This window comes from Neorhizobium sp. SOG26, from assembly GCF_003491345.1.
Taxonomy (GTDB): Bacteria; Pseudomonadota; Alphaproteobacteria; order Rhizobiales; family Rhizobiaceae; genus Neorhizobium; species Neorhizobium turbinariae.
Map to the genome: position 1 here is coordinate 3,005,613 of NZ_CP025512.1, position 13,301 is coordinate 3,018,913.

12 protein-coding genes are annotated in these 13,301 nt (G+C 60.9%); 5 read left to right on the forward strand and 7 right to left on the reverse strand.

The window, feature by feature from the left end; genetic code table 11:
• Positions 1 to 64: 64 nt before the first annotated feature.
• From CYG48_RS14830 to CYG48_RS14845, 4 genes are all read left to right on the forward strand, one after another.
• Positions 65 to 1,462, forward strand: coding sequence for a murein hydrolase activator EnvC family protein (locus tag CYG48_RS14830; protein WP_118851076.1), 1,398 nt, complete (start codon positions 65 to 67; stop codon positions 1,460 to 1,462).
• Entirely contained in the window at positions 1,452 to 2,783 is a 1,332-nt protein-coding gene (locus CYG48_RS14835; protein ID WP_118851077.1) for a S41 family peptidase, read from the forward strand. The genes CYG48_RS14830 and CYG48_RS14835 overlap by 11 nt, the downstream gene beginning before the upstream one ends.
• Positions 2,784 to 2,861: 78 nt before the next feature.
• A complete protein-coding gene (locus tag CYG48_RS14840; RefSeq protein ID WP_118851688.1) occupies positions 2,862 to 4,058 on the forward strand; it encodes a divergent polysaccharide deacetylase family protein in 1,197 nt (398 codons plus the stop codon).
• 10 nt (positions 4,059 to 4,068) lie between these two features.
• Positions 4,069 to 4,605, forward strand: a complete 537-nt coding sequence (locus CYG48_RS14845) for an RNA pyrophosphohydrolase (protein WP_118851078.1) — start codon at positions 4,069 to 4,071, stop codon at positions 4,603 to 4,605.
• An 87-nt stretch (positions 4,606 to 4,692) separates the two neighbouring features.
• Here CYG48_RS14845 and bfr read toward each other — a convergent pair whose 3' ends face one another.
• The 5 genes from bfr to CYG48_RS22670 form a co-directional block, all read right to left on the reverse strand.
• Positions 4,693 to 5,178: a bacterioferritin gene (bfr, locus tag CYG48_RS14850; RefSeq protein WP_118851079.1), complete on the reverse strand. Its 486-nt coding sequence runs from the start codon at positions 5,176 to 5,178 to the stop codon at positions 4,693 to 4,695.
• Entirely contained in the window at positions 5,144 to 5,455 is a 312-nt protein-coding gene (locus CYG48_RS22665) for a (2Fe-2S)-binding protein (protein WP_118851080.1), read from the reverse strand. Before CYG48_RS22665 ends, bfr begins: the two co-directional genes overlap by 35 nt.
• Before the next feature lie 216 nt (positions 5,456 to 5,671).
• Positions 5,672 to 9,100 carry an error-prone DNA polymerase gene (locus CYG48_RS14860; protein WP_118851081.1) on the reverse strand — a complete coding sequence of 1,143 codons (3,429 nt, stop codon included), beginning with the start codon at positions 9,098 to 9,100 and terminating at the stop codon, positions 5,672 to 5,674.
• A complete protein-coding gene (locus CYG48_RS14865) occupies positions 9,097 to 10,572 on the reverse strand; it encodes a Y-family DNA polymerase (protein WP_245450506.1) in 1,476 nt (491 codons plus the stop codon). Before CYG48_RS14865 ends, CYG48_RS14860 begins: the two co-directional genes overlap by 4 nt.
• Positions 10,556 to 11,491 (reverse strand): ImuA family protein, encoded by a 936-nt coding sequence (locus CYG48_RS22670; RefSeq protein ID WP_245450508.1) that lies wholly within the window; start codon positions 11,489 to 11,491, stop codon positions 10,556 to 10,558. The genes CYG48_RS14865 and CYG48_RS22670 overlap by 17 nt, the downstream gene beginning before the upstream one ends.
• A gap of 172 nt (positions 11,492 to 11,663) precedes the next feature.
• Here CYG48_RS22670 and CYG48_RS14870 point away from each other — a divergent pair, with 172 nt between their 5' ends.
• Positions 11,664 to 12,101 (forward strand): metallopeptidase family protein, encoded by a 438-nt coding sequence (locus CYG48_RS14870; RefSeq protein ID WP_118851083.1) that lies wholly within the window; start codon positions 11,664 to 11,666, stop codon positions 12,099 to 12,101.
• Between the two features lie 14 nt (positions 12,102 to 12,115).
• Here the strand turns inward: CYG48_RS14870 and CYG48_RS14875 are convergent, their stop codons facing one another.
• Together CYG48_RS14875 and CYG48_RS14880 are read right to left on the reverse strand one after the other, a co-directional pair.
• Complete coding sequence (locus tag CYG48_RS14875; RefSeq protein WP_118851084.1) at positions 12,116 to 12,322, reverse strand: DUF1737 domain-containing protein; 207 nt, start codon at positions 12,320 to 12,322, stop codon at positions 12,116 to 12,118.
• Positions 12,319 to 13,221, reverse strand: a complete 903-nt coding sequence (locus CYG48_RS14880; protein WP_118851085.1) for an HpcH/HpaI aldolase/citrate lyase family protein — start codon at positions 13,219 to 13,221, stop codon at positions 12,319 to 12,321. The genes CYG48_RS14875 and CYG48_RS14880 overlap by 4 nt, the downstream gene beginning before the upstream one ends.
• Positions 13,222 to 13,301: the final 80 nt, after the last annotated feature.

The window sequence follows — 13,301 nt, forward strand, 5'->3', positions numbered from 1 at the left end:
TTTGTGGCCTCGCAGCAGGATCCAGCTTACGCTTTTCCTGATCCGGCGAGAATTCGGGGTTCACATGAGGCACCAGACGCGATCGCACCGAAGGGCTCTGCTGTTGGCGGCGGGGCTTGGCCTGTCGCTGCTCTCTCCTCCGTTGTGCGTTCCGCAGGCCGCAGCGCAAACGGTTGACGCCTCCCCCTCCGAACAGACCGTAGACCCCACTGCCGATCTTCAGCGCCGCCGCAACGAGACGCGCGGTGAGCTGGAAGTGCTCACCAAGACGATGAAGCTGTCGCTTGAAAAGATGGCAGCGATCGAACGCAGCATTGCCGACACGCGCAAGAACAGTGCCGACATCCGCCAAGCCCTGATCGCATCCGCCGCGCGCCGCAAGGAGTTCGAGGAGAAGATCTCTGCGAGCGAAAAGCGCATCACAGATCTCAAGGTCGAGCAGGACAAGATCCACGCTTCCCTGCGCAGCCGTCGCGCGGTCCTTGCTGAAGTGCTGGGCGCGCTTCAGCGCATGGGCCGCAACCCTCCGCCTGCCCTCCTTGTCACGCCCGATGATGCGCTCGCATCCGTCCGAAGCGCTATCCTGCTGGGCGCCGTCGTGCCAGGCATGCGTGGAGAAGCCGAAAAGCTGGTCGCGGACCTGCGCGAACTAGTGGCGCTGCAGGCGCAGGCAGAGGTAGAGAAAAAGGCCGTTTCCGAAACGATCAGCGCCAGCCTTGAGGAAGAGCGGCGCATGGATCTTCTGCTCGCCGAAAACGACAAGCTGAACCAGCAGAGCGTCGCCGAGCTTGACGCCGAACGTCGCCGCTCGGAGGAACTCGCAGGCCGCGCCAACACGCTCGACGGGCTGATCCAGTCGCTCGAAAGCGAGATCGCCTCCGTGCGGGAAGCAATCGACCAGGCGCGGGCGGAAGAAGAACGGCAACGGCTGATGTCGGAGGCGGAGCGCGAAAAAGCCCGGCAACTGGCCGAAAGCGGCGTGCCTGACAAAAACCGCATTGCGCCCGCATATGCGTTTTCAAGCCTCAAGCAGAAGCTGGAGCTTCCTGTGGCGGGAGAAGTATTGCGTTGGTTCGGTGATGCCGATGGGACGGGTCACACGGCAAGGGGCATGACGGTTGCTTCCAATCCAGGTGCGGTCGTAACCGCGCCAGCGGATGGCCTGGTCGTGTTCGCCGGTGCTTTTCGTAGCTACGGTCAAACCATCATCCTCAATGCCGGAGACGGATATCATCTCGTTCTCACCGGCATGGACCAAGTGAATGCGCGGCAGGGAAAGTTCGTATTTGCAGGCGAACCCATTGCCGTGATGGGTGAGAAAAGAGTGGCAAGTGCAATGGCATTGGCGCTGGAAACAGATCGTCCAACGCTTTACATTGAATTTCGAAAAGACGGCACTCCGGTTGATTCTAAGCCGTGGTGGGCCGCGAAGGAAACTGGAAGGGCACGAAATGATTCGTAGGGCTTCTCTTGTGATCGTTGGCGCGCTGATGGGCGCAACTGCGATGAGCGTGATTTATTCCGCCGGCATGCCAGCGCAAGCCGCCGGCCCGTCCACATACAAGGAACTGTCCATCTTCGGTGATGTGTTCGAACGCGTACGTGCCCAGTACGTGACGCCGCCGGATGAGCAGAAACTGGTCGAGAACGCCATCAACGGCATGCTGACCTCGCTTGATCCGCATTCGAGCTACATGAATGCCAAGGATGCCGAGGACATGCGCACGCAGACGCGTGGCGAGTTCGGCGGTCTCGGCATTGAAGTCACCATGGAAAACGAGCTCGTCAAGGTCATCACGCCGATCGACGATACGCCCGCTTCCAAGGCCGGCATCCTGGCAGGCGACTTCATCTCGGAAATCGACGGCAAGCCCGTCCGTGGCCTGAAGCTCGAAGAAGCCGTCGAAAAGATGCGCGGCGCGGTCAACACGCCGATCAAGCTGACGGTCATCCGCCAGGGCGCCGACAAGCCGCTCGACATCACCGTTGTTCGAGACATCATCGCGGTTCGTGCGGTCAAGTCGCGCGTTGAAGGTGGCAATATCGGTTACCTGCGCGTCATCTCCTTCAGCGAGAAGACCTATGACGACCTCGAAAAGGCGATCAAGAAGATCAAGGCAGAGGTCCCGGCTGACCAGCTGAAGGGCTACGTGCTTGACCTGCGCCTCAACCCGGGCGGTCTTCTGGATCAGGCAATCAACGTCTCCGACGCCTTCCTGGAGCGCGGCGAAGTGGTTTCCACCCGCGGCCGCAATGCGGAAGAAACCCGCCGCTTCAACGCCGGCCCGGGCGACCTGACCGATGGCAAGCCGGTGATCGTGCTCGTCAACGGCGGCTCGGCTTCCGCTTCGGAAATCGTCGCCGGTGCGCTGCAGGACCTGCGTCGCGCCACTGTTCTCGGCACGCGTTCCTTCGGGAAGGGTTCGGTCCAGACCATCATCCCGCTCGGTGACGCCGGTGCTCTGCGTTTGACGACGGCGCTCTATTACACACCGTCGGGCAAGTCGATCCAGGGCACCGGCATCAACCCGGACATCAAGGTCGAGCAGCCGCTGCCGCCGGAACTGCAGGGCCGCGTGCGTGCCGAAGGGGAATCCAGCCTGCGTGGTCACATCCAGGGCGCCGCCGAAACCGAAGAAGGTTCAGGCTCGGTTGCTTACGTCCCGCCGGAAACCAAGGACGACATCCAGCTCAACTACGCGATGGACCTGCTGCGCGGCGACAAGACGGATCCGGCTTTCCCGCCGAACCCGGAAAAGGCTGCCGCCAACATCAAGAAGTAATCCACCTTCACGCGGCCAGCGTCCCACTTCGGAACGCTGGCCGCATCTGCTTTGCGCAAAGCTGATGCGGGACTGAACTTGGGAACTGATTTCCACGCACCGCTTGGGCAGGACCGGCCGCCTGCACGGCCGAAACGCCGCATCCTTTCTTCCGCACGTCTTCTTTCCACTATTGCTGTCGCGGCCGTACTCGCCCTGTCGCTCTACGCCATGCAAGGCGACGAGGCGCTGAAGCAGGTCGAGTCGAACGAAGCATCCAGCGCGAAGCCGGAAGCTGCGACAACAACTGCGAACACTGATCGCCCCGCAAACGAGCAACCGGCGGGCATGCCGCTCTCCAATCCCAATTCCGGTGCAACGATCGAGCGGACGACGACGGACGACGGATCAGTCGTCACGAAGTACTCGCCGCGGGCGCGCGACGGCAGCGGGCCAGTGCTCATCAATGCCCAGCGCGTCGGGCAGGATCCACGCGTTGCAGCCCAGCCCAACGAAGCTCTCCTCGAAGATTCACCGCACGGGCGGCTTCCGATCATCGGACCGGATGGGTTGCGTCCGATGGACCAATATGCCCGGCCATGGTCCGGTGCGCGCGGCACCCGCATCGCGATCATTGTCAGCGGTCTTGGGCTCAGTCAGACGGGCACCCAGCACGCAATCAAGGAACTGCCGGGAGGCGTGACGTTGGCCTTTGCAGCAAGCGGCAACAGCCTGCAGCGCTGGATGCAGGAGGCGCGGCGCAGCGGCCACGAGATCCTGGTGCAACTGCCGCTGGAGCCCTTCGATTATCCGGCGAACGACCCCGGTCCCGATACGCTGCTGGTGAAGAGCTCGGCCAAGGAGAACCTCAACCGCCTCCATAGCGCCATGGGCCGGATCACCAACTATACCGGCATCATGAACTATCTCGGCGCCCGCTTCCTGTCGGACCCCGACGCGCTGGAGCCTGTGCTGCGCGACATTGAAAAGCGTGGCCTTCTGTTCCTCGATGACGGCACCTCGGCCCAATCGCGCACCGAGGTCATATCGAAAACGATCCAGCTTCCGCACGCCTTTGCTGACCTGACGCTCGACGGCCAGTTGCAGACGGACGCCATCCTCAAGAAGCTCGATGAGCTGGAGCGTATCGCAGCACGCAAGGGCAGCGCGATTGGTGTCGCTTCGGCTTTCAACGAAAGCGTCGCCGCGATAAGGAAGTGGAGCGAGGAAGCAAGCCAGCGCGGCATCGAGATCGTTGGCGTCTCGACGCTTGCCTCCGAGAGTGTCGCACCCTGATCGGATAACCATGACAGAAACTGCAAAAAGCCCGATGCGCGCCGAAGACCTGCCCTACCGCCCTTGCGTTGGCGTCATGGTGCTGAACCGGCAAGGCCTTGTGTGGGCCGGCCGCCGCATCGCCGAAGGCAATTCCGAATATGATGGATCTCCACAGCTCTGGCAGATGCCGCAGGGCGGCATCGACAAGGGCGAAGATCCCCTGCCCGCCGCCTATCGCGAACTTTACGAAGAAACCGGCATGAAGTCGGTGACGCTGCTGGGCCAGTCGCGCGACTGGATCAACTATGACCTGCCGGCGCATCTGATCGGCATCGGGCTTAAGGGAAAATACCGCGGCCAGACCCAGCGGTGGTTTGCCTTCCGCTTCGAAGGCGACGAGAGCGAAATCGCCATCAATCCGCCGCCGGGCGGTCACCAGCCGGAATTTGATGCCTGGGAATGGAAGCCGATGGCGGAGCTTCCCGGCCTGATCGTGCCCTTCAAGCGGGCAGTCTACGACCAAGTTGTCGCAGAGTTTGCGCATCTGGCGAAGCCGATCGCCTGAGCGGCTAACGCGGCGACTTCTCACTGTCGCCGCATCAGGCCCAAGACCAGTGGCACCCGAACAAGTGGGGCCACTGTAGGTTTTGAATTACTCGGCGCTTTCAGCCGATTCTGCGTTGAGCAGGCCGTACTTCTCTTCACCGATCTTGGCGAGCAGGTCGAGCTGGGTTTCGAGGAAGTCGATATGGCCTTCTTCGTCCATCAGAAGTTCTTCAAACAGTTTCATGGAGACGTAGTCGCCGGCGGCGTGACAGACGTCGCGGGATGCCTTGTAGGCGTTGCGGGCATCATATTCGCCGGCGAGATCGGCTTCCAGAACTTCCTTGACGTTCTGGCCAATGCGCAGCGGCGCAACCGTCTGGAGATTGGGGTGACCTTCGAGGAAGATGATGCGGTCGATCAGGCGATCCGCATGCTGCATTTCCTCGATGGATTCGGCACGCTCCTTCTTCGCGAGCTTGGTGAAGCCCCAGTCGTTGAGAAGGCGATAGTGCAGCCAATACTGGTTGACTGCGCCGAGTTCGAGAAAGAGGGCCTCGTTAAGCCGCTCGATGACCTTTAAGTCGCCTTTCAATGTCCGCTCTCCTGTTCTCTTCGTGGAATTGTCTCAGGCGGGACATATATACGGTCAGCTCGGCTTCCGTCGAGTGCCGCATGGCATGATATTCTTCGGTCGTGCGGATGATCAGGTCCACCACGTTGGGGAAGCAGCCGCAGCAGCGACCGCGTTTGGACATTGCGTGATAAACTTTTGCCGGAACGATCAACTGCCAACAGTCTTCGTCTAGGAGTTGGACAATCGTGTCTTTGATGTCTTTATCGGTAATGTAATTGCAACTGCAAACCAGCATTCTCGGTCGACCTGCTAAACCTGACCAGTGGCGTCCTCTTTATTTGCGAAAGAGGATATTAGATGTCAAGAAAAAACAACGCGAGCTCCAGGGAGAACTCCCGGGGGAATGTCCGGCAGCGGACTAGCCACCCGGCACGCCAGCGATAATGCTGCAGAACAAGGCCATCTGATGGCCGTGGGCGCCTCCTGTCACGAAGGTTTTATGGCCACACCCTCAATGGAAATTTCGCCCCTTCGGCATCACGCTGCCGGCCTCGGCTGAGAACAACTGGCCCTGGTCGACCGACTGCCGGCTGTTTCCGCTGCCGGTTTTCCCTCGGCCCCTGTAGCTGCCGCAACCCGAGTTGAGCGTTTCATCAGAGCGAACTGACGCCGCGAACCGGCGCGCCTCCTTCTGCAGCAGCCCGAGCATTGGCGTGATGTCTTCGATATGCTCCACCACCGTGTGGATGACGCCGTGCACGCTTTGCAGCTTGCCGGTGATCTTCACCATGCGCGCGCCCATGACGACCGGCCGGTATTGTTCAAACACCTTGGGCCAGACGATCGCATTTGCCACCCCTGTCTCATCCTCGAGTGTCATGAAGATCACCCCCTTGGCCGAGCCTGGCCGCTGGCGCACCAGCACGATGCCGCCGATCGTCACTCGCCGGTTGTTCGGGATCGACAGGAGATCGACGCTGCGGGTGATGCCCATCCGCTTGAAGTCATCCCGCAGGAAGGCGACCGGATGCCCCTTCAGCGAAAGCTTCAGATAACGGTAATCCTCGATCACCTCCTCGCCCGGCAGCATTTGCGGAAGGTCGAGTTCCGGCTCCGGCCGCAGATCGGCATTGTCGGGCGCATCCAGAAGAGGGAGACGATCGCGAACCTTGCCCTTATCGAGCCCCTGGACGGCCCAAAGCGCCTCGCGCCGCCGCAGGCCGAGGCTGCCAAAAGCATCGGCATCGGCCAGCCGCGTAATATCGGCCTTGTCGAGGCCGGAGCGGAGCCAGACATCGTGGATGGAGGTGTAGCCCGATCCGCGATTGGCGATCAGCTTTTCCACCACCTCCCTCTCGGGCAGGCCTTTGACATACCGGAGCCCAAGCCGCACCGCATACCGTGTCTTGATGACATCGCGCATCGACTGGTGCCGCCGGTTGATGGCCTTCTTGTCGAAGCCGCTCTCCACGAGCGTACAGTCCCAATCCGACCGGTTGACGTCCACGGGCAGGATCTTCACCCCGTGTTCTGCGGCATCGCGGATGAGCTGCGCCGGCGCATAAAAACCCATGGGCTGGGAGTTCAGGATCGCCGCGCAGAAGACATCCGGGTAATAGGTCTTGATCCAGGATGAGGCGTAAACCAGCAGCGCAAAGGATGCCGCGTGGCTTTCGGGAAAGCCATATTCGGCAAATCCCTCGATCTGGCTGAAGCAGCTTTCCGCAAACTCCTGCGAATATTCGTTCTTGAGCATCCCGTTGATGAAGTCGTTTCTGAACTCCTCGATGCGGCCAGACCGCTTGAAGGTTGCCATCGAGCGGCGCAACCTGTCCGCCTTGGCCGGTTCGAAACCAGCGGCCGTGATGGCGATCTGCATTGCCTGCTCCTGGAACAGCGGAACACCGAGCGTGCGGACCAGCACCTCCTTCAGCTCAGGCCTTTCATACGGGATCTCTTCTCCCCGGTTCTGCATGTCCCGCCGCTTCAGGTAGGGATGCACCATATTGCCCTGGATCGGGCCCGGCCGGACGATCGCCACTTCGATGACGAGATCGTAGAACCTGCGCGGCCGAAGCCGTGGCAGCATGCTCATCTGCGCCCGGCTTTCGATCTGGAAGACACCGATCGTGTCGGCCCGGCAGATCATGTCATAGACATTCTGATCCTTGTCGTTCTTGGTGAACCAGTTCAATGTCTTCTGCTGCCCATAATGGCTTTCCATCAGGTCCAGGCACTTCTTGAGGCAGGTCAGCATGCCGAGCGCCAGCACGTCGATCTTCAGGAGCTTCAACGTGTCAAGGTCATCCTTGTCCCATTCGATCATGTAGCGGCCGGGCATCGCCGTCTTCATGATCGGCACGACCTCGTCGAGCCGGTCGCGGGTAATCAGGAAACCGCCGACATGCTGGGTGAGATGGCGCGGAAAGCCCATCAATTCCTTGGCATGCGCGATCACCTGCCGTGTGGTCCGGTCATTGATATCGAGCCCTGCGACCTTGGCCTCCCGCTCCGAAATCCCGTCTTCCGACCACCCCCACACGGTGCTGGAAAGGGCGGCCTGCACATCCTCCGAAAGCCCGAAAGCCTTTGCCACCTCGCGCCCTGCCATACGGGTGCGGTAGCTGGTGATCGCGGCGGTGAGGCCCGCATGCCGATAGCCGTAATGCTTGTAGATATACTGGATGATGTCTTCCCGGCGTGCGTGCTCGAAATCCACGTCGATATCCGGCGGCTCATTGCGCTCGGTCGAAATGAAGCGGGCAAACAGCAATGTGGTGGACATCGGGTCCACCTCGGTGATCTCTAGGCAGTAACAGACGGTGGAATTGGCCGCTGAACCGCGCCCCTGGCACAGGATCCCCAGGACATGCCGGGCATGCCAGACGATGTGGCGCACGGTGAGGAAGTAGGGTTCGTATCCCATCTTTTGAATGAGGGCGAGTTCCTCATGGATCTGCTCGCTGACCTTCTGAGGAATACCTTCGGGATACCGCCGGTGAGCGCCTTCCCATGTCAGCCGCTCCAGCGTTTCGGCCATGGTTTCACCCGGAATGCTTTCATCCGGATAATTGTGGCTCAGTTCATCGAGCGAAAATTGCAGGCTCCTGCAGAACGCCTGCGTGTTGGAAACAGCCTCGGGATAAGCGTGGAAAAGCCGCGCCATCTCACTGGGCGGCTTGATGTAGCGTTCGCCATTCGGCGCAAATCGGAAACCGGCCTCCCGAATTGTCACGTGTTCCCGGATCGCCGTGACGACATCCGACAGGGACCGGCGCGCCGGAAGGTGGAACGCGGGCAGGTTGGTTGCCAGAAGCGGCAAGTCGCTTCCCTGAGCAAGCTGGGCGAAGGCTGCGAAAACAAAGGCATCGCGCCCATCATAGGTCGGCGTCAGCGCCAGGTAGATCCGCCGTCCGAACCGCTTGCGGTAGTCCTTCAGCCTGCGGCCGAGGTCCAGCATGTAATCTTTGTTTTCGGCGCGCCGGTAATCCGGAACCACGGCGAGCATCATCTCGTCGCACCATTCCAGGAAATCCCATTCCTCCAGAATGCAGGAGCCCTTTTCGGTGCGCAGGTTCCCGCGGCTCAGCAGCCGGCACAGATTGGCCCAGCCCTTCCGGTTCTGCGGATAAGCGAGGACCTCTGGCGTGCCGTCGGAGAAAACCAGACGGGCGCCAGGATGAAGGGCACAGGGCTTGGGGGCATCCGGCTCGTCCTTCTTCTTGCCCTGCGTCTGCTGGCGGTCGAACATCTCCCGCATTTCCTTGGCGTGGCTATGGGCGCGCACCACGCCCGCCACCGAATTGCGGTCGGCAATGCCAAGCCCGGACAGGCCAAAGATGCTCGCCGCCACCACCATTTCCTCGGGCCGGGCCGCCCCTTCCAGAAAGGAAAAGTTGGTCTTGGCGCCGATTTCGAAGAATGGCGGCGCCTGTCTCATGCGAAGATCCCGTGGACATGCCAGGTGGGCGCGTTACCGGGAAGATAATGCCCACGCCGGAACACCCAGAAGCGGCGACCGGCATCGCTTTCCAATCGGAAATAATCCCGCTCCTGCGCATTTTCCGGATCGAACCACCATTCCGGCGATATCCGCTCAGGACCCTCGGCTCTCACGACCTGGTGCAGGATGCGCCGCCAGCGAAACCGTTGCGGCGGTCCGTCCGGCACGGTGGCGGCAATTGCCTCAACAGGCTCCGGATGGCGGAAAAGCCGCAGGGGCCGGTCGGCATTCGGGAAGAAAGCAAGAAGCTCCTCGGCCCGGTCTTCGGACGACCATGTCGCAATGGCAGGAATAAAAACCTCTGCCCGCTCCGGCACATGGCTATGCTTCAGCCGGGCGACTTGCAGGCAGTCAGCACCGAGCCTGGCCGAGACACGGTCAACAAAATCGGCAAGCGGGACCTCGCCGTTATTGTCGGCGGTGAAGTTTCCTTGCGCGTTCTGGAAAGCTTCATGCTGCAGCACGTTGAGACGCAGGAGCTCGAAACCATACCCGGCATCGAGATCATCATGAACGGCAGTGAGGCGCTCGCAAAACAGTTTCGAGATGCGTTGGGGATCGCGTAGCGGCTGCGATGCACCGGCAGCGATCCTGAACACCCGCCCGTCAATCCGGAAAAGCACAAGCTCGAATAGCCGCCCTCCGGCACCACGCGCCTCAAGGCCGGATTTGAGGGAGATCGCCACCTGGCCGGTGAGTTCCAGAATATCGTCCTCGGCTGCAATCGGCTCGGCCAGCTTGCGTTCGGCCGATAAGGCGGCAACGGGTCGTCGGGGCGAAATGGCTTCTTCGTTGGCACCGCGCGCCTGGTCGAGGCGAAGCAGAAGCTGCATGCCGAAACGGCGGGCGAGCGGAGCCCGCGGCATGTGAAGGAGATCGCCGATCCGCTTCAAACCGACCTTGCGCAACGAGGCGGCGACACCTTGATCGATGCGCAGCGCCTCGACCGGCAGCGGAGCAAGCACCTCATCCGCCACGCCCTGCGGGATAATGCCACCGTCGCCGAAACGACAGGCTGCCCAGGAGAGTGCCGGAGAGGAGGAAATGGCGCCTTTGACATCAAAACCGATCTGGAAGAGCCGCCCAAGAATGTCCTTGAGCATCACCTCCTCGCCGCCGAAAAGATGCGCGCAGCCGGTAATGTCGAGAAAGAGCCCGCTCGGCCCGTCGAGCGACACAAGTGGTGTGTAGCGGTCGCACCAGTCGGCAATGGCCTCGAGCAGGGCCCGGTCCGCTGCCTCGTCCTCATCCACCACATCGATCTGCGGGAACATGGCGCGCGCTTCCGCGAGCCCCTGGCCGAGCTTCAGCCCGAGGCTTTCGCTCACCTCATCGAGCGCCGTCAGCCGCTGCGCATTGTCGCGCCGCCCGGCGCACAACACAGGTGGATGATCAGGACGCCCTTTCAAACGCCACGATATGCCCCACAGCCGGCGGGCGACCCTGTCGGTCGGCAGATGCGGGAAAACGAGCGCCAGGATGCGCTGGTGCGTTGCGATGGGTAAAGGTTTCTCCTGCCTGTCGGCCAAGGAAAAATTGACGGTCATTGGGGTTCCACTCCAGAAGAACGGAGAGCGGAGCCGGATTGCGGCTCTTCTCCAAGGTGAGTCGGAAAACCGGATGGCCCACGCTGCCGCCAAGCAGTGATCCATCCGTCAGGCGCCGCTCGGAAGCCGGCGCTGGCTCGACAAGAAAGCGGAAGGAAGCACTGCTTGCTTCTTCTTCGCCTGCATGTCGCATCAGAAAAAGGGGCCGTCCCACGGCCCTGGCGCGCAGGCTGAGCCTGCGGCTTTCGGTCAGCCCGAAATGTTTCAGATTGCCGCGAAGTTCGAGGATGGTTGCAGCGAGCGCTCCACTGCCAACCGCCGTTTCAGCGAGCCACAGGGCATCTTCCAGCTTGCGGGGTGAGGCATAGAGCATGTCCTTCGGCTGCAGGCCGAACCGGCTGATGCCGGGCGCATAAGGAGCCCCCGCTTCCAGCGTCGACACGACGTCGCCGATCCACAGAACCGGAGCATCGGCAAGCTCCCGCGCCTTCACGTAAGCGGCAAGCGCCAGCGTAAAACCGTTGACGGCACCGGCATCGCCCATCAACCGGGTGCGGATTTCGGTGACCCCGTTCAACGGAATGCCGCCTTCCATGGCATCATCCAGAACCGGAATGCTGAACGGAATACGCTTTTCGCCCTTTGCTTTCTGCTTTTCCGGTTGAACGGCAATCTCTGCCTGCTGCGCTGCAGCCAGCGCCGGAAGCGGTTTTCCTTCCATCTTGGCGATCTGTTCGCGCAGGGCAAAAATAGTCTCCTGCGCCGTGGCGTTGGCGGCCATGGCGTCAGCTCCATTCATCATGTTCACTTTATGTTCTTATGGATTCCAGAGGGCTCAAAAAGAGTCAACAGAGGAATCGGAAAGGAATCTATTCCTGCATGCTATGCCGATGATTCTTCTCTCGAAAAAATTTCGGGAAGGCACTATATCGGCCTGACAAGAAGGAGAGCCCATGGCCCGCATAAACCAGACCGAAGATTGGCAGGATCGGCACGCGCCGACGATCAGCACGTTCGAGTCGCTGGCGATAGAGGCCTATGGCAATCTTCCTGAAGAATTCCGGGCACTTACGACCAATCTGACCATCGAGATCGAAGATTTTCCCGATGACGAGGTCTTCGAGGACATGGCGCTTGAAACGCCGTTCGATCTTCTCGGCCTGTTTGAAGGGCGCGGCATCTCGGAACGGTTTTCCATGGAAACCGGCGAGTTGCCGAACCGCATCCGGCTTTATCGCCGGCCCATCCTCGACTACTGGGCCGAAAACGATGAGACGCTTGGCGATATCATCACCCATGTCCTGATCCACGAGATCGGCCACCATTTTGGCTTGAGCGATGATGACATGGAGCGGATCGAAGCCAGCGCCGAGGATGCTGCCCAGCGCTGACCTTCAGAAGGCGCTTATTGCTCGCCGAGCTTCATGCTCGGGTCGTATTCCTTGCCATGCACCGTCTTGGTAACGGCTTGGCCGCACTGCATTTCGCCGGTGGTGGCGTTGAAGGCATAGGTCGGCGAGCCATGCAGTTCCCAGCCCTTGGAAAGGGCCAATGAGACCTTGTGACAGAAAGCGGAGTCGTCTGCGCCGGTGAGAAAGCGGTAGAGCTTCATGAGGTTTTCTTTCGTTCTGCGATGATATGCGCGAGGTCCAGGAGCTTATGGGCCTCTTCCAGGTGAAGCCGCTCGACCATCTTGCCGTCAAGGTTGATGACATTGAGGCTTTGCGCCTCGGGAAGAGCAAAGGCGGCAATGATCGCCTCCGCCTCCCGGACCGCATCCGGATCCGGACCGAAATGGGCGTTAGCGGCTTCGATCTGGTTCGGGTGGATCAGCATCTTTCCGGAAAAGCCCATGGCGCGGCCTTGCGCGCATTCGGCTTCGAAACCTGCCATATCCTTGAAGTCGTTGAAGACGCTGTCGATCACGTCGATGCCATAGGCGCGTCCGGCAAGAACGATCTGCATCAGCCAGGGCACGAGATAAGCACGGTCCGGCTGCGGCAGCACACCGGTTGCCTTGCGCAGGTCGTTGAGCCCGACCACGAAACATTTGAGCCGCTCGTCCACCCCGGCAAGCGTCGGGGCATTGATGACGCCTCTCGGCGTCTCGATCATCGCCCAGATGGCGAGGTCGTCGGGTGCCCCCGCTTCTGACAGGAGATCGGCAACTTCCTGGATCTGCGCCACGCGCTCGACCTTGGGAATGAGAACGGCATCGGGCGAAGCCTCAATGACCAGTTCCATGTCCGCATGGCCCCAGTCCGTGTCGAGCGGATTGATGCGAATGACCGTCTCACGACCCTTCACATCTTGCCGTTCAAAAAACACGCGAAGGTGATCGCGGGCTTCCGCTTTCTTCTCTGGAGCCACGGAATCCTCGAGATCGAAGATGAAACCGTCGCTGTCGAGGCCAGGAACTTTCTCCAAAGCCCTCGCGTTTGCCGCAGGAACGCTCAGGATCGAGCGCCGAAGGCGAGACAAGGCAGGTTTGTTCTGGGTTGAAGCGGGCATGCCGCTTTCTGCCAATCTTTTCGATCTGCGGCAATACCGCGCGCTATCAAAGCCCTTGCAAGCAAGGCTCGCAGGGCCCA

What these genes read in the sequence shown, in the direction of transcription:
- CYG48_RS14830 (WP_118851076.1), top strand. Translation starts at nt 65, where the DNA reads ATGAGGCACCAGACGCGATCGCACCGAAGGGCTCTGCTGTTGGCGGCG.
- CYG48_RS14845 (WP_118851078.1), top strand. Translation starts at nt 4,069, where the DNA reads ATGACAGAAACTGCAAAAAGCCCGATGCGCGCCGAAGACCTGCCCTAC.
- CYG48_RS14880 (WP_118851085.1), bottom strand. Translation starts at nt 13,221, where the DNA reads ATGCCCGCTTCAACCCAGAACAAACCTGCCTTGTCTCGCCTTCGGCGC.
- CYG48_RS14875 (WP_118851084.1), bottom strand. Translation starts at nt 12,322, where the DNA reads ATGAAGCTCTACCGCTTTCTCACCGGCGCAGACGACTCCGCTTTCTGT.
- CYG48_RS14860 (WP_118851081.1), bottom strand. Translation starts at nt 9,100, where the DNA reads ATGAGACAGGCGCCGCCATTCTTCGAAATCGGCGCCAAGACCAACTTT.
- CYG48_RS22665 (WP_118851080.1), bottom strand. Translation starts at nt 5,455, where the DNA reads ATGCTGGTTTGCAGTTGCAATTACATTACCGATAAAGACATCAAAGAC.
- CYG48_RS14870 (WP_118851083.1), top strand. Translation starts at nt 11,664, where the DNA reads ATGGCCCGCATAAACCAGACCGAAGATTGGCAGGATCGGCACGCGCCG.
- CYG48_RS14835 (WP_118851077.1), top strand. Translation starts at nt 1,452, where the DNA reads ATGATTCGTAGGGCTTCTCTTGTGATCGTTGGCGCGCTGATGGGCGCA.
- CYG48_RS22670 (WP_245450508.1), bottom strand. Translation starts at nt 11,491, where the DNA reads ATGGCCGCCAACGCCACGGCGCAGGAGACTATTTTTGCCCTGCGCGAA.